Genomic DNA, 19,262 nt, shown 5'->3' with positions numbered 1-19,262 from the left:
CGTGCCCCGCTTCAGCGTGATCGTCCCCGTCTTCAAGGTGCAGGGCTTTCTGCGCGAGTGCCTCGATTCGGTCCTGGAGCAGTCGTACCCGGACCTGGAGGTCATCGCCGTCGACGACTGCTCGCCGGACGGCTGCGGGGCGATCCTCGACGAGTACGGGGACCGCGACCTGCGGGTGAAGGTGCTGCACCTGCCCGAGAACGTGGGGCTCGGCCGCGCCCGCAACGCCGGGATGCCGCACGCCACGGGGGACTTCCTGTTCTTCCTGGACAGCGACGACACACTCACGCCGGGCGCCCTGCGCGCCATCGCCGACCGGCTCGACGAGACCGCCGACCCGGACGTGCTGGTCTTCGACTACGCCCGCACCTACTGGTGGGGCGGCACCCGGCGCAACGTGCTCGCACGGGTGCTCGCCGAGGGAGGCGACGGCACCTTCACCGCAGCCGAACACCCGGAGATCCTCGAACTGCTGATGGTGGTGTGGAACAAGGTCTACCGCCGCGACTTCGTCGACAAGCACGGCTTCCGATTCCCGCCGGGCTACTACGAGGACACTCCGTGGACGTTCCCCGCCTTGCTCAGCGCGGAGCGGATCGCCACCCTCGACCGGATCTGCCTCGCCTACCGGCAGCGGCGGCAGGGCAACATCCTGTCCACGACCAGCCGCAAGCACTTCGACATCCACGAGCAGTACGAGCGGGTCTTCGCCTATGTCGACTCCCGTCCGGAGCTGGCCGGCTGGCGCCCGTACCTGCACCGCAAGATGGGCGAGCACTGTCTGGACATCCTCGCCAAGCCGGACCGGCTGCCCGCGTCCGACAAGGGCGAGTTCTTCCGCCGCACGGCCACCCTGTTCCGCACCCACGGCAGCGGGCCGGTACCGGCCGAACTGCGGTGCCTGGAGCGCGGTTACGCCCGCTACCGGGTCCGGCGGCAGACCACGCGGATCGCCAAGGCGCTCGACGAACGCGGGCAGCGGGCGCGTGCGGCCGCCGTCGAGCGGATCCGCCACGGCTGGTCCACCGTGCAGGGGCTCCGGCCGCTGGACCCGCACCTGGCCGTCTACTCGGCGTTCTCCCACCGCGGGATGCTCGGCGATCCGGCGGCCGTGCACCGGGCCGCCCGCGAACTCGCCCCGCACATCCGGGGGGTGTGGGTGGTGCGCGAGGACCAGGTCCCGCTGCTGCCGCCCGGCGTCGAATACGTCACGCCCGACTCCCTGCGCTACCGTCAGGTCACCGCCCGTGCCACGTACTTCGTCAACAACGTCAACTGGCCCGGCACGCTGGTCAAGCGGCCCGGAAGCGTGCACATCCACACCCACCAGGGCACCCCGCTGAAGTACATGGCCGCCGATCTGCTCGGCAAGCCGGGCGCCCGGCACGGCTTCGACGTCCCGCAGATGCTGCGCCGCGCCGACCGCTGGGACTTCAGCCTGGTCGCCAACCGGCACTCGGAACTGGTCTGGGACCGGGCCTACCCCTGCCACTTCACCTCGGTGCGCACCGGCAGTCCGCGCAACGACGTCCTCGTCCGGGCCCGGCCCGGCGACGGCGCGGCGGTCCGGGCCCGGCTCGGCATCCCGGCCGATCACACGGTGGTGCTGTACGCGCCGACGCGCCGGGACTACGTCCGGGGCGGGCACGCCGACCGGGTCGACCTGGCCCGGTTCGCCGACGACCTGGGCCCGGGTCACACCCTGGTGGTGCGGCTGCACCCGGCTCTCGCGGAGGGGCCCGCACGCGGGCTCGGCCTCACCGAGCTGCACCGGCGCGGGGTGGTGGTCGACGGGACGGACGAGCCGCACGTGGAGGAGCTGATGCTCGCCTCCGACGTGCTGGTCACGGACTACTCGGCCCTCCTCTTCGACTACGCCAACCTGGACCGGCCGATCGTCGTCCACGCGGACGACTGGGGGGCGTACACGGCGAGCCGCGGCGCCTACTTCGACATCACGGCGGATCCGCCGGGCCATGTGTCGTCCTCCTACCGGGAGCTGGCGTGGCTGTTCGCGTCGGGGGCGTGGCGGGACGAGGAGTCGGCGCGGCTGCGGGCCGGATTCCGGTCGCGGTTCTGCGAGTTCGACGACGGGCGGGCCGCCGAGCGGGTGGTCCGGACGCTGATGCTGGGCGAGCCGGACGCCCCGGTCCCGGTCCGGGTGCCCGCGCCCGCCGGCCACGACGTCCCGGTGTCCTCGTGACCTCCGAGGTCCCCACGGACCCCCGCGGTTCCGTCCGTTCGCGGGCCCGGGCCGCGCTGCGGGCGTGGCACGGCCGGGCGGAGCCGCGGCACTGGGTGGTCCTGGCCGCGGTCGTCTTCGCGGTGCTCCAGCTCGCCAACACCACCGGCCGGGACACCCCCGACACCAAGAACTACCTCTCGTACGCGCTCAGTCTGCGCGGTGACGGCAAGCGGGAGGCGGCGACGGCGACCATCGACTACGTGTGCGCGGGCAAGGCGTCCATCGCGCGCCGCAACCAGAGCGTCGACGTGGTGCGTTTCCACCGGCCGAGCCCCGCCCGGCAGGTCGCCGAGGACTGCCGGCGCGAGCAGTGGCGGCAGGTCGACGACCGGCTGCGGGCGGGTCAGACCTCCGGTCACACGGTGCCGTTCATGCCCACCCGCTTCATGCGGATCTTCGAGGCGCGCCCCGGGTATCCGGTGTTCCTGGTCCCGTTCGTCACGGTGCTCGGCGTGAAGTGGGGCCTGTGGGCGTCGGGTGTCGCCGTCACGGTCGCCGGAGGGGTGCTCGCCTTCCTCGTGCTGCGCACCCTGCGCGCCCCGGCCACGGTGGCCGTGACCGGGCAGGTCCTCTTCTACGTCCTGCCGTGCGGCACGACCGCCATGCGCCCCATGACGGAGGGACTGCTCCTCACCCTGACCCTGGCCGCGCTCTGGGGCTGCGCGCTGGCCCTGGACGGCCGGACCCGGGCCGGCGCCGCCCTGGTCGGCGGCTCCCTGCTGCTGCTGTTCACGGTGAAGCACTCGCAGGCGCTGTTCCTCGGGTCGTGCCTGGCCGGGGCGTGCGTGCTGATCGGCCTGCGACGGGCGCGCCGCCTGCGGGCAGGGCGGGGGCTCGCAGGGCTCGGGGAGGGGCTCGGCCGGCCGCTGCGGGTGGTCGCGGCGGTGGCGGTCGGCGCGGCGGTGGCCACCGTCGTCGCGGCCCGGCTGCTGCACTACCCGTCCGAGTCGGACAGCCTCCAGGACCTGCTGACCGGCCACTTCGGCCGACCCGACCGGAGCCGGCCGTGGTCGGAGTTCCTCCATCTGCAGGGCAACTTCTGGGTGGAGTGGCTGCGCCGCCGGCTGTGGGAACCGCTGTTCCTGACCGCGCTGGCCGCCGCCGCGTGGGGCGTGCTCCGACAGCGTCCGGCTTTCGGGGCATTCGTCCTGGCCGCCGCCGCCACCGGTGTCCTCAATCAGGCCGGGCACCCGGACATCAACATCTACGGGGACCGGCTGATCGTGCTGGCGTGGCTGCTGCCGGTCCTGGGCCTGCCGCTGCTGCTGGAGCGCGCCGGCCGGACCCGGCCCGGCGGGGTCGCCGGCACGGTCCCGGCGCCCCTGCGCAGGGATGCCCGGGTGTCCCCGTAGCGAGATGCCGCGAGCGGCGGACGAGGGACAGCGCATCCCCCGATGAGGTGACGACGCGCTAGGCCGTTGACTCCAGCGGGAAAGCACGTCAAATGCCCCGAAACGCTCCGCCCTGTTCGACCCCCTCCGCCCGGTGAGCGCCGACACCCTCGTCCGGCGGGCCGTGCACGGCGCCACGGCGCTGCGCGGCGGCGCGTCCTGGCGTCCGACTCCGTACCAGCTCTTCGGCGGCCTGTTCTGGCTGGTGATGACGCTCGCGTACTGGCGGGTCCCGATGTGCTGCGACTTCGGCCAGCACGCGGCGGTCGTCGAGCGGCTCAAGGCGCATCTGCTGCACCCCCGCCATCCGATGGCCGACCTGCCGGGCGCGGGCAGCCCGTACTACTCGCCGTACGCGGTCGTCCAGGGGGCCTTCGCGCGGGTGACGGGCCTCGCCGGCTGGGAGGTCGTGCGACTTTCCGGGCCGGTGAACCTGCTCGTCCTGCTCACCGGCATCGGCCGCTTCGTCCGGGTGCTCGCCCCGCGCCGCCCCTGGGCGCCCGTCCTGGCCCTGGTGGCGATGGTGCTGCTCTGGGGCACGGAGCGTGCCTGGTGGAGCGGCTATCTCGGGCTGATGTCGATGACGGGCAACCTCGGCTACCCGTCGACGTTCGCCATCGGACTGGCCTTCTGGGCCTGGGCGCTCACGGGGGCGCGCGCGGCCGGCCTCGGGGGGCCCGTCCGGTACGTCGGCCCGAGCGGCCTCCGGGGGTTCTCCGGGTACGCGGCGGTGGGTGCCCTGTACGGCCTGATCCTGCTCGTCCATCCGATCACCTCGGTGGCGGCGGTGCTCGGCGCGGCGGCCTTCGTGGCGGCGTGGCAGCGCGGGTGGCGGGGGGCGGTCGTGGGCCGCTGGGCCGTGGCGGGCGGCGCGGCCCTGCTGGTCGCCGCCTGCTGGCCGTACTTCGACGTCTTCGCGCTGGCCGGGGACGGCAGCGTGGACGCGATGCACCGGCGGCTGTACCGCGGGGTGCCCGATCAGTTCTGGCTGGCGCTGACCGGCGTGCCCGCGCTGTGGGTGCGGGCCCGGCGGGCGCGGCGCGCGGCGGGTGACGGGCGGTGGCGGGCCGCCGGGCGGGATCCGCTGGTGCTGATGTTCGCGCTGGAGTGCCTGGTCGTGGCGTACGGCTGGTTCAGCGGGCACTACACGTACGGCAGGATCCTGGGGCTGACGCTGGTGCCGCCGCAGTTCGCGCTGGCGGTGGAGCTGGCGGCGCCGCGGCCGTGGCCGCGGTGGCGGCGCGTGCTGGGCGGCGCCGCGGCGGTCGCGGCCTGCCTGGGGTTCCTCACCGTGCAGGCCGGGGCGGTCGTGCCGCGCTCGGCCGACCCGGTCGGCTTCGCGCAGCCGCCGCGCTGGCCGACGTACGCGTGGGCGGCGCGGCACATCGGGCCGGGCGAGGTGGTGATCACCGACGGGTACTACGCGATCCACTCCATCGCCGGGTACGGGCCGAACCTGGCGGCGCCCGCCTGGCCCGACGCCGCCCTCGACGAGCGGGTGCGGCTGCGGCGGCTGGCGGCGGTCCACGCCTACCTCGATCCGGCGTCGACCCGCGCCGAGCGCGCCGCCGTCGTGCGGCGCTACCACGTGCGCTGGCTGCTGCTGACCCGCTGGAGGCAGGTGCCGCGGGAAGCGGTGGTGGTGGCGTGGAGCCCGAGGACGGGCGAGGTGCTGGCGCGGGTCGCGTGAGCGCCCGGGGCGGGGCCCCGGGCGCTGCGGCGGTGTCTTCGGGTACCGGCTACTCGACGACGATCTCGACCGGGATGTTGCCGCGGGTCGCGTTGGAGTACGGGCAGACCTGGTGGGCCTGGTCGACGAGCTTGCGGCCGGTCGCGGCGTCGACGGACTCGGGCAGCTCCACGCGCAGCGTGACGGCCAGTCCGAAGCCCGCGCCCTCCTTGCCGATGCCGACCTCGCCGGTCACCGCGGCGTCCGTGACGTCGACCTTCGCCTGTCGGCCGACGAGGCCGAGGGCGCTGGCGAAGCAGGCGGCGTAACCGGCCGCGAAGAGCTGCTCCGGGTTGGTGCCCTCGCCGTTGCCGCCCATCTGCACCGGCACGGCCAACTGGAGGTCCAGGCGGCCGTCGGAGCTGACGGCGCGGCCCTCACGGCCGTGGGTGGCGGTGGCGACAGCGGTGTAGAGCGCGTCCATGGAGACCATCCCTCTCAAGTCAAAGGTGGCGGGCGACCGGTCCGGCCGTCTGCGACCACTAGTAGAGCACGCAATTCAATTGCACACAACTTAATGGTGGACAGAGCTATCCTGGAGCCATGACCACCACGCCCGCCCCGAGCCCCCAGGCGTCGCCCGACGGGGACTTCCTCCGCCTGGAGCAGCAGATCTGCTTCTCCCTGAACGCCGCCACGCGCGCCTTCGGCGGTGTCTACCGCGTGCTCCTGAAGGACCTCGGGCTCACCTACCCGCAGTACCTGGTGATGCTGGTGCTGTGGGAGCACGGCGCACTGCCCGTGAAGCAGGTGGGCGAGCATCTGCGGCTCGACTCCGGCACCCTGTCGCCGCTGCTCAAGCGGCTGGAGGCGGCCGGTCTGGTGCGGCGCGAGCGCAGTGCCCGCGACGAGCGGTCCGTGCACGTCCACCTCACCGACGAGGGCACGGCGCTGCGCGCCCGCGCGCTGCTCGTACCGCGCCGGATCGCCGCGGCGACCGGCTTCGAGCTCGACGAGATCCGCGAACTGCGCTCCCGCCTGGACCGGCTGACGTCGGCGCTGGACGAGGCGGCACTGGACGAGGCGGCGGCCGAGGGGTCCGCGGCCGACGAGGCTCCGGGCTGCGTCTAGGGCCCGGCCGCGTCCCGCGCACCCGCCGGTCCGGGCCACGGCCGGGCCGGTGGGCGGCGTACGTACAGCCGCAGGGTCACTCCCCGGCGCACATGCGTCTCGCGCGGCACGAACTCCTCGCCCACGACGGCCAGTTTGACCCGCTCGGTGGGTTCCGCGGGGTACCAGGACGCCGGCGCGGTGAACCGTTCGGCGACGACCCAGACGCGGTTCAGCCCGGCCAGCCGCCGTCTCAGCTCCGCCGGGCCGGTCTCCCGTCCGTACAGGGTCCCCGAGGCGGGCGCCGGCACCCCGAGCGCGATGTCCCGCGTGCCCCGGAACCCGTACGGATACGCCAGCGCCGTGCGCCGGCCGATCGCCGGCAGGAACAGCACCGGGTCACCCGGCCGCAGCCGGCGGGCGGCGACGGCGGAGACGGCGGCGAGGTCGTCGGGACGGTGATCGGGGCTGCGGTCCCGCTGCAGCAGTGGGAGCTGGCAGAGCAGCACGACCGCCACGAGGAGGACTCCGGACAGCGCCCCGAGGGGCGGGCGCGGCACGCGGCCGCCCGCCCGCGTGCCGGCCGGGAAGGGCACGGACGCGCCCGGCCGCCGGGCTCGCGCGGGGTGCGGGACGGTGCCGTCCGCCCGCATCGCCGCGGCCGGCGACGGCACCGGCCGCCGTCCGAGGAGTGACGGCGCCCGCTCCCGTCCACCGGCGGCGAGCCCCGCGACCCGCTCCAGCCCGGCCGCCGCCAGCAGGGGCACGCCCGCCAGCGCGTAGAGCACATAGCGCTCGTCGTAGAGCGGCACGGCCAGGGAGACCCCCATGAGGACCGCGGGCGGCAGCACCGCGAGGGGCAGGGCGACCCGGACGGGCGACAGCCCGCCGCGGCGCCTCGGCGCGGGCAGCAGAGCGACGGCCACCAGCACCAGGTACGGCACGAGGACGGCCGGGGACGGACCTGCGAACCCCTCGGCCAGGCGCTCCACGCTGCGGCCGTCCGGCGGCACCAGCCAGGCGACCTGAGCGGCCTGGCCGCGCGAGACGAGCGCGAGCGGCAGCAGGACCACCAGTACCGCGCCCGCCGCGCACAGCCACCCCCGCCACACCCGCCCGGGCATCCGGGCGAGCGCCAGGGTGACGCCGTGCGCCAGCAGCACCAGCACCGCCAGCTCGTGCAGCAGGCACGTGACGGCGACGACGGCGCCGTACCCCCACCAGCCCCCGGCCCGTGCGCGTGCCGTCCCGCCCCCGCCCGACGGCATCCGCTCCGCGCGGGTGGGCAGCGTCGTCGCGCGGACCAGCAGGAGCGTCGCCCAGGCGGCTCCGGCGGCGACCATCGCGTACGAGCGCCCCTCCTGCGCGTAGTGGCCGACCGCCGGGGCGACCGCGTACAGCAGGCCCGCCCACAGGCCGACGCGCGGGCGCCACAGCCGGGTGCCCAGGGCGGCGACGAGGCCGGCCGCCGCGGCGGCGGCGCACACCGACGGGAGCCGCAGCGGCACCTCGCCGGGACGCGCGGCGAGGACGACGTGCATGAACAGGTAGTACAGGCCGTGCACGGCGTCCACGTCGTGCAGCAGCCGCCAGATCTGCGGCACCGAACGCCGGGCCACCTGGAAGGTGACCGCCTCGTCGCGCCACATGCCCCCGCGGTCGAGCCCCCACAGCCCGAGGGCGAGCATGACGAGCACCGGCCCGAGCACGGCCGCGGCCTCCGCGCGCCCGACCTGCCACCGCCCCACGCACTTGCTGAGCATGGGTCGACCTTGTGGGAGTAGGTCACCTCTCTTGCGCATTGACGGCGTATCGTCCCGGATTACCCATCCGTGCGGCTTACGATCCGGCCTTGATGAGCGCCTCGACGAAACTCCGCCGCCTGGTCCCGCTCGCCGTCGGCTGGCTGGCCGCCCGCGGCCTGATGCTGTGGATGCTGGCTCACGACGACCTCGTGCCGCTCGGCCGGGGCGGGGTCTCGCGCGAGGTGGAGAACCTGTACTTCCGCTGGTACGGCGTCCTGTCGCACGGCTCGTTCCCGTCGGGGGACCGCCTGTGGCAGTACCCGCCCGGCGCCGGCCCGGTACTGCTGTCGCCCGGGCTGCTGCCCGCCCTGACCTACCTCCAGGCCTTCGTGACCCTCACGCTCCTCACGGACGCGGTGATCACCGCGGCACTCGCGCGCGCGGGAACGCGACCGGGCCGCAGCACGGCCGGGGCGTGGCTGTGGACGGCGAGCCTGCCCCTGCTGCTGCACATCCCACTGGCCCGCTACGACGTGCAGGTCACCGCCTTCGCCGTGCTCTCCCTGCTGGCCTCGTCGCGGTCCCCGCGCGTGTGCGGCGCGTTCGCCGCCCTGGGGGCGCTGGTCAAGGTGTGGCCCGCCCTGGCGCTCATCGGCACGCCGCGCGGGCGCACCACCCGGGAGGCGTGGACCTCGGCCGCCGTGACGACGGCGGTCCTGCTCGCGGCCCTCGCGGCCCTCTTCGACCACCCCTTCGACTTCCTGCGCCAGCAGGGCGGCCGGGGCGTGCAGATCGAGTCGCTCGGCGGCACGGTCCTCGGCCTCGCGCGCCATGCCGGCTGGCCGGGGCAGGTGCGCTACCAGTACGGCGCCATGGAGTTCGTAGGCCCCCATGTGCCCCTGGTCGCCGCCGCCTCGCTCGCGCTCACCGTGGCCGCCTTCGGGCTGCTGCTGCTGTGGCGGGTGCGCGCCCGCCGCTGGACGCCGTCGACACCGTTCGACGCCGCGCTCGCCGCCGTCCTGCTCTTCACCGTCACGAGCCGGGTGATCAGCCCCCAGTACATGGTGTGGCTGCTCGGCCTGTCCGCCGTGTGCCTGACCGCACGGCACACCGGTCAGCGGCCGGTGGCGGTGCTCGTCGTGGCCGCGACCGCGGTCAGCTCGGTCGCGTACCCGGGCATGTACGGGGAGGTCGTCGACAGCACCTGGACGGGCTGCCTGCTGATGGTCCTCCGCAACGGCCTGCTGGCCGCAGCCGCGGTGCTGTCCTTCCGGCGCCTGTGGCGGTCCGGGCTCTGCGTGCCGGAGCGGACGGGACCGGACGCGTCCACGCGGAACCAACACCCGATTCCGGTCGTTTTCCGTACAAGACACTGAAATGCCGCATACATACTTATTCGGAAATATCTCCCCTACCGCTCCGGCCGTGGACTCCATGCACCCTCACCCCGCCCAGGTCTCCGTCGTCGTCATCGGCTACAACGACGCCCCGCACGTCGCCGGCGCCGTGCGCTCCGCGCTCGCCCAGGGGCCGGCGGTGCGCGAGGTGATCGCCGTCGACGACTGCTCCACGGACGGCAGTCCGGAGCTGCTCGACGCCCTGGCCGCCGGAGAGCCCCGGCTGTCGGTGCTGCACCGCACCGTCAACAGCGGCGGCTGCGGCAGCCCCCGCAACGACGGCATCGACGCGGCCGCGGCACCGTACGTGATGTTCCTCGACAGCGACGACGTGCTGCCGCCCGGCGCGGTGGACGCACTCCTCACCGCGGCCGCCGGGCACGACGCACAGGTCGCGGCCGGGCTGTGCGTGCGGCGGGAGCTGCCCTCGGGCCGCGAGACCCCCTGGCAGGCGGGGCTGTACGCGCGGCCCGCCCTCGTCGCCAGGCCCGCGCGGCGCACCCGGCTCGTCCACGACACACTCTGCGTCAACAAGCTCTACCGCACCGACTTCCTGCGCGCCCACGGCATCCGCTTCCCCGAAGGGCGCTTCACGTACGAGGACTTCGTGTTCACCGCGCGCGTCCTGGCCGCCGGACCACGCGTCGCGCTGGTGCCCGACCGGGTGTACGTGTGGCACGTCCGCAGGGCGGCCGCGCACCTGTCCATCTCGCTGGACCGGGGCGGCATCGACAACTGGCGCGCCCGCATCGAGGCGAACCGCCTGGCGTACGAGATCCTCCTCGGCGCCGGGGAGAAGCGGCTGGCCCGGGCGGTGCGCGCCAAGTTCCTCGACCACGAGGTGCGCATGTACGCGCGCGAACTGGAGCTGCGCGACCCCGATTACCGGCGGGCCTGGTGGGAGTGCACGCGCGCGTACCTCGCCACCTTCGACGCGGCCGACCTGGCGCAGGCGCCCGCACCGGGCCGGGTGATCGCCCGTCTCGTCCGGGCCTGCGACGCCCCGCGCGATCTGGCCCGCGTGAAGGAGCTGGCGGCCCGGCCGGCGCGGCTCTGCCCGCCCTACGCGCGCGCCGCCGACGGCACGCCGGTCTGGTCGGCGGACCTTCCGCAGGTGGAGCTGGAGCACCTGCCGGAGCGGCCGGTGCGGCTGCTGCCGGTCGCCGTGGACGCGGAGCTGCGGCCCCGGGCGCGCGAGATGCGGCTGCGCCTGCACGAGCTGTACGGCCGGATGGCGGAAGCGGGTCCCGCGTCCGTGGAGGTCGAGTTCGTGCACCGGGAGGACGGGCGGGTGGGCCTGCGCCGTACCGCCTTCTTCGCCGCGGATCCCGCCGCCGGCACCTGGTCCGCCGGGACGGCCGTGGACCTGGCGGCGCTCGGCTCGGGCACCTGGGACGTGCGCCTGCGGCTGCGCTTTGACGACGGTACGAGCCGCGACACCACCCCCCACGCCCTCGCCGGGCCGGGGCTGCTGCGCCGCACGGCGGTCCCGAGCAGGCGGCACGGCATCCTGCTCGTACAGCCGTACGCCACCCACGCGGGGGCGCTGGCACTGCGGCTCGCGCCCGGTTGGCGAGGATTGACAGCAGTCGTCCGTCGCAGGCTCGCGCGCCTGCTTCACTGAGACACGACCGACCGCCCTCCCCCACCCGGGGCCGGGCACACACTCACCGAGGCTCACTGACGAGGGGACGGCCGACATGACCTGGCTGATCACCGGCGGCGCCGGCTACATCGGGGCGCACGTGGTGCGCGCGATGACCGAGGCGGGCGAACGGGCCGTGGTCTACGACGACCTGTCCACCGGCATCGCCGAGCGGGTCCCCGCGGACGTCCCGCTGGTCGTCGGCTCGACCCTGGACGCCGAGCTGCTGGCCCGGACCTGCACGGAGCACCGGGTCACCGGCGTCGTCCATCTGGCGGCGAAGAAGCAGGTCGGCGAGTCGGTGGAGCTCCCGCTGCACTACTACCGCGAGAACGTCGAGGGACTGCGGGTGCTGCTGGAGACCGTGACGGCCGCCGCGGTCCCCTCCTTCGTGTTCTCCTCCTCCGCCGCGGTGTACGGCATGCCCGACGTGGACCTGGTCACGGAGGAGACCCCGTGCGTCCCGATGAGCCCCTACGGCGAGACGAAACTCGCGGGCGAGTGGCTGGTCCGGGCGGCCGGCCGGGCCTCGGGGCTGTCCACGGCGTCGCTGCGCTACTTCAACGTGGCGGGGGCGGCGGAGCCCGAACTCGCCGACGTCGGCGTCTTCAACCTCGTCCCCATGGTGTTCGAACGGCTGACGGACGGCGCGCCGCCGCGGATCTTCGGAGACGACTACCCGACCCCGGACGGCACGTGCGTGCGCGACTACATCCACGTGGTGGACCTGGCGGAGGCGCACGTGGCCGCGGCCCGCGCCCTCCAGGCCTCGCCGGGCACCCACCTGACACTCAACATCGGACGCGGGGAGGGGGTCTCGGTGCGCGAGATGATCGACCGCATCAACGCGATCACCGGCTACGACACTCCCCCGACGGTCACCCCCCGCCGCCCCGGCGACCCGGCCCGGGTCGTCGCCTCCGCGGACCGGATCGCCGCGGAACTGGGCTGGAAGGCCAAGTACGACGTCCAGGACATGATCACGTCGGCCTGGGACGGCTGGGTCCGCCTGCACCCCGGAGCCGCCCGCAGCTGACCGACGCCCGCGCCGGGGGCCGCCGCGCGACGCCCGCGCTCGGGGCCGCCGCGGCCGACCGGTGACCGCGCCCGGAGCCGCCGGGGCCGACCGGTGCCCGCGCCCGGGGACCAGTCGGCGATCGACGGGCCCCGCGCTCCGGGGCGCGCCGCGGCCGGCACCCGAGGGCCCGGGGCCCGGTTGTCCGTGGGTCAGAGAGCCTTGAGGGCCGCCGCCGTGGCCCTCGCCAGGCCCGCCAGGTAGCCCTTCGGGAGTCCGGGGCCGCGGACCACGACCGCGCGCCAGTAGAGCGGGCCGGACACCAGGTCGAGGGCGAGGTCCTCGTCGACGCCCTCGCGGATCTCGCCGCGCGCCGCGGCGGCCGCCACGATGCCGCTCGCCACGCCCTGCTGGCCCTCGCGCAGCGCCTTCTGCATGGCCTCGGCGAGGTCGGGATTGCGCGCCGCCTCGGCCTGCAGGTCGGGGATGATCTGGCCGGCGACCGGGTGGCGCAGGGCACGGGACGTGACCTCGTACAGCAGCCGCAGGTCGCCTTCGAGCGAGCCCGTGTCCGGCGCGGGCAGCCCCTGGACCGCGACCGCGGAGACCAGGTCCAGCACGAGGTGCAGCTTGGAGCGCCAGCGCCGGTACACCGCCGTCTTGCCGACGCCCGCCCGCCGGGCGATGCCCTCGATGGACATGCGGGCGTAGCCGACCGCGGCGAGTTCCTCGAACACGGCCGACCGGATGGCCTCGGTGACGTCCTCCCGGAGCACGGCGGCCCCGGCGGGTGCCCTGCGGCGCGGCGCCCGGTCCGTGTCGGGCCCCGGCGAGTCGGCGTTCGTCGTCATGCCGACCAGCATAGGCCGGTACGACGAAACGGTTGCGTTCCGACGTCGGCAGGTCCTACGCTCACGTTACGACGATACGGTCCCGTCCCGACGTAAAGCGCCGGTCGAGCCGGCGCGGGAAGACGACGGCGACGGACCCCGCACCCCGCCCCCCGAGCGAAAGCAGCGGATGTGAGCCAGGTTCTCCACGCACCGCCCCCCGCGACCGCGTCCGCCCCCGTGGCCGAGACCCCGGAGCAACTGGCCGCGCGGTACGGCCTGACCGTCAGCGGCGCCCGTCCCTCGCTGCCCGCCTACGTGCGCCTGCTGTGGGCCCGCCGGCACTTCATCACGGCCTTCGCCACCGCCAAGCTGACCGCCCAGTACAGCCAGGCGAGGCTCGGCCAGATCTGGCAGGTGGCGACCCCGCTGCTGAACGCGGCGGTCTACTACTTCATCTTCGGCATCCTGATGGGCACCAAGCACGGGGTCCCGGACTTCGTCCCGTTCCTGGTCACGGGCGTCTTCGTGTGGACGTTCACGCAGAGCTCGATCATGGCGGGCACCCGCGCGATCTCCGGCAGCCTCGGCCTCGTCCGGGCGCTGCACTTCCCGCGGGCCGCGCTGCCGGTCTCGTACTGCCTGCAACAGCTCCAGCAGCTGCTGTTCTCGATGGCCGCCCTGGTGGTGATCCTGCTCTGCTTCGGCGTGCCGGTCACCGCCTCCTGGCTGCTCGTCGTCCCGGCGCTCACCCTGCAGTTCGTCTTCAACGCGGGCGTGGCCATGGTCGTCGCCCGGATGGGTGCGAAGACCCCCGACATCGCGCAGCTGATGCCCTTCCTGCTGCGCACCTGGATGTACGTCTCGGGCGTCATGTGGAGCATCGACCGGATGCTGGACGACCGGGACATCCCGCACGCGGTGCTGGTCGCCCTGCAGTGCAATCCGGCCGCCGTCTACATCGACCTCATGCGGTTCGCGCTGATCGACAGCTTCCACGGAAGCCAGCTCCCGGCCCATGTGTGGGCGCTGGCGGCCGGCTGGGCGCTGCTCGCGGGCGCCGGCGGTTTCATCTACTTCTGGAAGGCTGAGGAGACCTACGGCCGTGGCTGACACCCTGACGAAGGACACTGGACGCACGAGCGGGACCGGCACCGCCGGCCCCGTCCCCACCGTCGTCGCCGACGGCGTCGACATCGTCTACCGCGTCAACGGCACCGGAGCCGGCCGCGGCACCGCCACCGCCGCGCTCAACCGGATACTGCGGCGCAGGAGGACCGAACAGGCGGCGGGCGTCCGTACGGTGCACGCCGTCAGGAACGTCTCGTTCACGGCGTACCGCGGCGAGGCCATCGGCCTGATCGGGACCAACGGCTCCGGCAAGTCCACCCTGCTCAAGGCGGTCGCGGGCCTGCTTCCGGTCGAGAACGGCAGGATCTACACCGACGGCCAGCCCTCGCTCCTCGGGGTGAACGCGGCGCTGATGAGCGACCTGACCGGCGAGCGCAACGTGTTCCTCGGCGGGCTGGCGATGGGCATGTCCCGGGAACAGGTGCGGGAGCGGTACCAGGAGATCGTCGACTTCTCGGGCATCAACGAGAAGGGCGACTTCATCACCCTGCCGATGCGCACCTACTCCTCCGGCATGGCCGCCCGGCTGCGGTTCTCCATCGCCGCCGCCAAGGACCACGACGTCCTGATGATCGACGAGGCGCTGGCCACGGGCGACCGCTCCTTCCAGAAGCGGTCCGAGGCGCGCATCCGGGAGCTGCGCAAGCACGCGGGCACGGTGTTCCTGGTCAGCCACAACAACAAGTCGATCCGCGACACCTGCGACCGCGTGCTGTGGCTGGAGCGCGGCGAACTGCGGATGGACGGGCCCACGGCGGAGGTCCTCAAGGAGTACGAGAGGTTCACCGCGAAGTAGCGCAGGGCGGTCCACCGGGCCGCGGGGTCAGCGCTCCAGGAAGGTGAACAGGTCCTCCCAGCGCCGCACGATCTCCTCGGGCGTGTAGCGTCGGATGTTCGCCCGCGCCGCCTCCCCGATCCGGTCCCTGAGCTCCGCGTCGGATATCAACCGGTCGAGCAGGCGGGCGAGTTCGCCGGTGTTGCCGAGGGCGGCGAGGAGGCCGTCCTCACCGTCGCGGACGATCTCGCGGACGCCCGGCGCGCAGTCGAAGGCGGCACACGCCAGGCCGGAGGCCATGGCCTCCATCAGGGCCAGCGGGAAGCCCTCGCCGCGTGAGGACAGCACGAACACGGAGCCGGTCCGCAGGGCGCCCGGCACATCGCCGGTCCGGCCCATCCACCGCACCGAGCCGTCGAGGCCGAGGGCCGTGCTCTGCGTCCGCAGAACCTCCTCGTCCTCGCCGGAGCCGTAGATCCGCAAGCTCCAGTCCGGGTGCCGCGGCGCGACCTCGGCCCAGGTGTCGAGAAGCAGGTCGACGCCCTTCTGGTCCGTCAGCCGGCCGACGCTGACCACGGCCTGCGCGGTGCGCGGCGACGGCTCGTCCGGCAGGAACGGCAGCGGGTTCGGCATGAAGGAGGCGTTGTCCATGCCGTGCCGGATCCACAGGTCGGCGTCCTCACGGGTGAGCGCCAGCATCCGGTCCACGTCGCGGTAGTACCGCCGCACCCGCCGGTACCGGGAGGTCGTGCGGGAGCAGGCGAAGGACTCGTGGCTCATGCCGATGACCGTCATCCCGGTGGTGTCGGCCTGCACGACCCATTCCATGGCCCACACCTGCGTGACGATCACGACGGCACCGGGGCGCGCGGACCGGAACAGCGCGGTGAGCCGGTCCGCCCGGAGGCGCACACCGGCCGCGCGCGCCGCCCGCAGCCTGCGCCGCGCCGGGCTGAGCCGCGCCGGACCGCGGGCGGGTGCGACGCGCGGCGGGTGGACGTCGTACAGCGTCGTGGTGGGGTACGGGAGTGCGCCGAGTTCCTGGGCGACCGCGGGCTCGGTGATCCCGACGACGTGGACCCGGTGGCCGCGCTCGGTGAACAGCCGGGCCATCCGGTGCGACCAGCTGGTCACCCCGCCCAGTTCGTCGACGCTGTTGGAGACGAGGAAGATGTCCCGCCCGGCACGGCCGGGGGGCCCGGTGCGCCCGTCCGGCGCCGGGCTCCCGTCCCGCCCGCCGGGCCCGCTCACTCGGGCCTCCACCGGGAGAAGAACTGGTCGACGACGCTGCGCGCGGCGGTCCCCCGGTCGTACTCGCCGAAGTCGGCGACGAACCGCTCCCGCGCCGCCGCGAACTTCACGGCCTGCTCGTCCAGTGAGCCGAGGGCGGCGTGCAGTTCGTCCTCGGTGCGCACGACGGGGCCCGGCGCCCGCTCCAGCAGGTCGAAATAGGTGCCGCGCCCCTCGTGCACGTACTCCTCGTAGTCGTGGACGAGGAAGAACATCGGCCGGTCGAGGAGGGCGTAGTCGAACATCACCGACGAGTAGTCGGTGATCAGCGCGTCGGCGAGGGCCAGCAGCGGCGTCATGTCGTGGTGCGCGGTGACGTCGATGACCCGGCCCCGCACCGAGGGCGGGAGCACCACGTGGTTGAGGTAGTGCGAGCGGACCAGGAGGACGTGACGGTCGCCGAACGCGTCGGCGAAGCGCTCCACGTCGAAGGGCAGCTCGAACCGCTTCCGGCCGCCGCCGCGCTGCCGGAACGTCGGGGCGTAGAGCAGCACCGTCCGGTCGTCCGGGATGCCCAGCTCGGCGGCGAGCGGCCCGCGTTCCCGCACCCCGCCGGCGGCCGCCTCGCGCTCCCGGGCCCGCACGAGCGCGTCGTTGCGCGGGTAGCCGACCCTGAGGAGGGTCTTCTCCTGCAGCCGGAAGGCCCGCGCGAGGGTGCGGACGTCGTGCTCGGAGCGGATCAGGAACCGGTCGAAACGGTCCAGGGTGCGCTGCTGCGCCTCCTGCTCGGCACGCGACTTGAGCTTCCACTCGGCCTCGTCGAACCCCATCCGCTTGAGCGCCGAACCGTGCCACGTCTGCAGGTACGTGGTGCCGGGCCGCTTGGTGAGCTTCAGCGGGTAGCTCTGGTTGTCGACCCAGAACTCGGCCTGCGCGAGCGCCTTGAGATAGGGCAGCGACCAGCGGCGCAGCAGGGTGGCGTCGGCGGGGAAACCGTCCGGCCGCCCGGTGTACGACCACACCGCCTCGAAGCGGAGGCCCTGGCGGCGCATCTCCTCGTAGATGGCCCGGGGGCTGTCGCTGTACTGCCGGCCCAGGTGGCTCTCGAAGACGACGAGGCCCTTGCGCAGGGGCAGGCGGCTGAACACCTCGTGGTACACCCGCAGTTTGCTCTCGCCCGAGGCGATCCTCCCGCGGAGGGACCTGGCCTTGCGGTAGCCGGACTTGGCGAACCGGCCGGCCGGGCCCCGGACGCCCCTCAGCACCAGCTCGCCGGCCTTCTTGTCCGGCACCAGCCGGAAGGCGAGGTGGCCGCGGGTGGAGACCACGGGTTCCATGCGGTCGGCCACCAGCCGGGTGAGCAGGGGCCGTACGGGCAGCGGTCCGGCGGTCAGGTCCGCGTCGGCCGCCGTGAGCCGGGTCGAGGTGCGCACCCCGTCGACGTCCAGGTGCAGGCGGACGTCCCACACGGCGTCGACGATGCCGAGCGGCCGGACGGCGCCGAGATCGGCCGTGGCCTCCCAGCCGACCGCCGTGCCCTCGTGCCCGAGGGTGGTCACGGGGAAGCGGTAGGTGCGGAAGCGCACGCCCTTGCGCCGGGCGTAGAACTCCAGCTCCCCGGCGAGCCGGGCGCCGGGCGGGACGATGCCGAGGGGGTTGGTGATCCGCCCGGCCAGCCGGACGGTGCGGCCCGTCTGCGTGTACGCGGTGAGCGCGTTGCGCAGGAACATCCGCTCGATCGGCCGGGTGTGGTAGCCGAGTTCGGTGACGTCCAGGACGTGCCGGCCGAAGTCGTCGTCGAGGTGTTCGGCACACCAGTAGATCCGTCCGTCGCGCTCGACGAGCGGGGCGGAGATCTTGTCGCGGTTGGTCAGCGTGTCCACGGCGGGCAGCAGGTTCTCCCAGTCGCTCACCTGGAGGAGGTAGGCGCAGACCGCGTGGACGGGCTCGGCCTCGTCGAACGCGGCGCGGTCGATCGACTCCAGGTACTGCCGCGCGGCCGCGGCGAACTCCCGCCGGTAGGACGCGTCCCGGAAGGGCAGGTCGCGCAGGTGCAGCACGAGGTCGTGCTTGAGGAACTTGACGTCCTTGCGGAACTTGAGCTCCGGCAGGCCGCCGTCCGCGAGGAGCCGGTCGACGCGGCGGTGGATCTCCATGCGGTGGGCGAAGTTGGCGATCTCGTCGCGCCGGTTGCTGATGGACTTCACGGCCGTGGGCGTGGACTTCTCCACGACGTTCCAGTCGTAGACCCGGTTGGGGATGAGGGTGATGCGGCGGGCCGCCACGTACGCCTGCGCGGAGAAGAGGAGGTCCTCGTAGTGGATCCCGACGGGGAAACGGAGCCCCTCGTCCAGCAGGAACCGCCGGCGGTAGCACTTGTTCGTCGAGAGGGTGTCGAAGACCAGCAGGTCGGGCAGCTCCGAGACCGACTCCAGGGTGCGGGTCCGCTCGTACAGCCAGGGGTACCACTTGTTCTCCTTGCGCGTGCGCGAGTCGACGTGCACGCGGACGCAGAGGCCGGAGACGAGATCGGCGCCGGTGCTCTCGGCGGCCTCCAGCATGTTGCGGCAGGCGTTGCGCTCCAGCACGTCGTCGCTGTCGAGGAACAGGACGTACGCGCCGCGGGCCTCTTCGATGCCGCGGTTGCGGGGGGCGCCGCAGCCGCCGCTGTTCTCCGGCAGCCGGAGGGCACGGATGCGCTCGGGGTCCCCGGCGGCCAGCTCCCGCGCCACCTCGTACGAACCGTCCGTGCTGTGGTCGTCGACGATGACGATCTCGATGTCGCGCAGTGTCTGGTCCAGGACGGAACGCACGGCCGTGGGCAGCCTCGCCGCGTCGTTGTAGACGATCACGACCACGGACACGGCGGGCGCGGGGCGCTGATCCACGTTCATCCCATTGATGCTAGTTAGTCCCGGCGACATCGGCCCTGACGAACGCGCCCGGTCGTGCACCGGCCGGGCCGGCGGCGGGGCCGCGGGGCAGCGGAAAAGGGGGCGGGGGGGGGGGGGGGGGGGGGGGGGGGGGGGGGGGGGGGGGGGGGGGGGGGAGCGGGGGGGGGGGGGGGGGCAACTGCGTT

General features: G+C 73.9%; 14 protein-coding genes. 9 read left to right on the top strand and 5 right to left on the bottom strand.

Annotated features, from left to right (window positions below; genetic code table 11):
• Nucleotide 1: 1 nt before the first annotated feature.
• The 3 genes from ACZ4NT_RS18830 (at nucleotide 2) to ACZ4NT_RS18820 (ending at nucleotide 5,326) form a co-directional block, all read left to right on the top strand.
• Nucleotides 2-2,203, top strand: a complete 2,202-nt coding sequence (locus ACZ4NT_RS18830; RefSeq protein WP_467726411.1) for a bifunctional glycosyltransferase/CDP-glycerol:glycerophosphate glycerophosphotransferase — start codon at nucleotides 2-4, stop codon at nucleotides 2,201-2,203.
• Between the two features lie 95 nt (nucleotides 2,204-2,298).
• Entirely contained in the window at nucleotides 2,299-3,597 is a 1,299-nt protein-coding gene (locus tag ACZ4NT_RS18825) for a hypothetical protein (RefSeq protein ID WP_467726582.1), read from the top strand.
• Nucleotides 3,598-3,730: 133 nt separating this feature from the next.
• Complete coding sequence (locus tag ACZ4NT_RS18820) at nucleotides 3,731-5,326, top strand: hypothetical protein (protein WP_467726409.1); 1,596 nt, start codon at nucleotides 3,731-3,733, stop codon at nucleotides 5,324-5,326.
• A 49-nt stretch (nucleotides 5,327-5,375) separates the two neighbouring features.
• On the opposite strand, the gene ACZ4NT_RS18815 is transcribed toward ACZ4NT_RS18820, so the two are convergent.
• Nucleotides 5,376-5,789 (bottom strand): organic hydroperoxide resistance protein, encoded by a 414-nt coding sequence (locus ACZ4NT_RS18815; RefSeq protein WP_121404700.1) that lies wholly within the window; start codon nucleotides 5,787-5,789, stop codon nucleotides 5,376-5,378.
• A gap of 119 nt (nucleotides 5,790-5,908) precedes the next feature.
• On the opposite strand from ACZ4NT_RS18815, the gene ACZ4NT_RS18810 reads away from it, so the two are divergent.
• Nucleotides 5,909-6,436 (top strand): MarR family winged helix-turn-helix transcriptional regulator, encoded by a 528-nt coding sequence (locus ACZ4NT_RS18810; RefSeq protein WP_467726406.1) that lies wholly within the window; start codon nucleotides 5,909-5,911, stop codon nucleotides 6,434-6,436.
• Here the strand turns inward: ACZ4NT_RS18810 and ACZ4NT_RS18805 are convergent.
• Nucleotides 6,433-8,178 (bottom strand): glycosyltransferase family 39 protein, encoded by a 1,746-nt coding sequence (locus tag ACZ4NT_RS18805; RefSeq protein WP_467726405.1) that lies wholly within the window; start codon nucleotides 8,176-8,178, stop codon nucleotides 6,433-6,435. The two genes, ACZ4NT_RS18810 and ACZ4NT_RS18805, sit on opposite strands and share 4 nt — an antisense overlap.
• 92 nt (nucleotides 8,179-8,270) lie before the next feature.
• Between ACZ4NT_RS18805 and ACZ4NT_RS18800 the strand changes: the two genes are divergently transcribed.
• The 3 genes from ACZ4NT_RS18800 (at nucleotide 8,271) to galE (ending at nucleotide 12,238) form a co-directional block, all read left to right on the top strand.
• Nucleotides 8,271-9,536: a glycosyltransferase 87 family protein gene (locus ACZ4NT_RS18800; RefSeq protein ID WP_467726403.1), complete on the top strand. Its 1,266-nt coding sequence runs from the start codon at nucleotides 8,271-8,273 to the stop codon at nucleotides 9,534-9,536.
• Between the two features lie 58 nt (nucleotides 9,537-9,594).
• On the top strand, nucleotides 9,595-11,181 hold the full coding sequence (locus tag ACZ4NT_RS18795) for a glycosyltransferase family 2 protein (protein ID WP_467726580.1): 1,587 nt from the start codon (nucleotides 9,595-9,597) through the stop codon (nucleotides 11,179-11,181).
• Between the two features lie 76 nt (nucleotides 11,182-11,257).
• Nucleotides 11,258-12,238, top strand: coding sequence for a UDP-glucose 4-epimerase GalE (galE, locus tag ACZ4NT_RS18790; protein ID WP_121402589.1), 981 nt, complete (start codon nucleotides 11,258-11,260; stop codon nucleotides 12,236-12,238).
• A gap of 191 nt (nucleotides 12,239-12,429) precedes the next feature.
• On the opposite strand, the gene ACZ4NT_RS18785 is transcribed toward galE, so the two are convergent.
• Nucleotides 12,430-13,080, bottom strand: a complete 651-nt coding sequence (locus tag ACZ4NT_RS18785; protein WP_121402588.1) for a TetR/AcrR family transcriptional regulator — start codon at nucleotides 13,078-13,080, stop codon at nucleotides 12,430-12,432.
• A 159-nt stretch (nucleotides 13,081-13,239) separates the two neighbouring features.
• Between ACZ4NT_RS18785 and ACZ4NT_RS18780 the strand changes: the two genes are divergently transcribed.
• Together ACZ4NT_RS18780 and ACZ4NT_RS18775 are read left to right on the top strand one after the other, a co-directional pair.
• The gene (locus ACZ4NT_RS18780; protein ID WP_121402587.1) at nucleotides 13,240-14,160 is read left to right on the top strand and encodes an ABC transporter permease; all 921 of its coding nucleotides are present in this window, start codon (nucleotides 13,240-13,242) and stop codon (nucleotides 14,158-14,160) included.
• On the top strand, nucleotides 14,153-14,974 hold the full coding sequence (locus ACZ4NT_RS18775) for an ABC transporter ATP-binding protein (protein ID WP_121402586.1): 822 nt from the start codon (nucleotides 14,153-14,155) through the stop codon (nucleotides 14,972-14,974). The genes ACZ4NT_RS18780 and ACZ4NT_RS18775 overlap by 8 nt, the downstream gene beginning before the upstream one ends.
• 27 nt (nucleotides 14,975-15,001) lie before the next feature.
• Here the strand turns inward: ACZ4NT_RS18775 and ACZ4NT_RS18770 are convergent, their stop codons facing one another.
• Nucleotides 15,002-16,204: a glycosyltransferase gene (locus tag ACZ4NT_RS18770; protein ID WP_467726399.1), complete on the bottom strand. Its 1,203-nt coding sequence runs from the start codon at nucleotides 16,202-16,204 to the stop codon at nucleotides 15,002-15,004.
• A complete protein-coding gene (locus tag ACZ4NT_RS18765) occupies nucleotides 16,201-19,077 on the bottom strand; it encodes a bifunctional glycosyltransferase/CDP-glycerol:glycerophosphate glycerophosphotransferase (protein ID WP_467726397.1) in 2,877 nt (958 codons plus the stop codon). The genes ACZ4NT_RS18770 and ACZ4NT_RS18765 overlap by 4 nt, the downstream gene beginning before the upstream one ends.
• Nucleotides 19,078-19,262 lie beyond the last annotated feature (185 nt).

Source organism: Streptomyces sp. NPDC026417 (assembly GCF_055567695.1).
The sequence above is the reverse complement of the archived record's forward strand: the minus strand, read 5'-3'. Positions and strand labels throughout refer to the sequence as shown.

Coding starts and splice junctions, on each gene's coding strand:
- galE (WP_121402589.1), top strand. CDS start 11,258: ATGACCTGGCTGATCACCGGCGGCGCCGGCTACATCGGGGCGCACGTG.
- ACZ4NT_RS18785 (WP_121402588.1), bottom strand. CDS start 13,080: ATGCTGGTCGGCATGACGACGAACGCCGACTCGCCGGGGCCCGACACG.
- ACZ4NT_RS18805 (WP_467726405.1), bottom strand. CDS start 8,178: ATGCTCAGCAAGTGCGTGGGGCGGTGGCAGGTCGGGCGCGCGGAGGCC.
- ACZ4NT_RS18810 (WP_467726406.1), top strand. CDS start 5,909: ATGACCACCACGCCCGCCCCGAGCCCCCAGGCGTCGCCCGACGGGGAC.
- ACZ4NT_RS18795 (WP_467726580.1), top strand. CDS start 9,595: ATGCACCCTCACCCCGCCCAGGTCTCCGTCGTCGTCATCGGCTACAAC.
- ACZ4NT_RS18815 (WP_121404700.1), bottom strand. CDS start 5,789: ATGGACGCGCTCTACACCGCTGTCGCCACCGCCACCCACGGCCGTGAG.
- ACZ4NT_RS18800 (WP_467726403.1), top strand. CDS start 8,271: ATGAGCGCCTCGACGAAACTCCGCCGCCTGGTCCCGCTCGCCGTCGGC.
- ACZ4NT_RS18765 (WP_467726397.1), bottom strand. CDS start 19,077: ATGAACGTGGATCAGCGCCCCGCGCCCGCCGTGTCCGTGGTCGTGATC.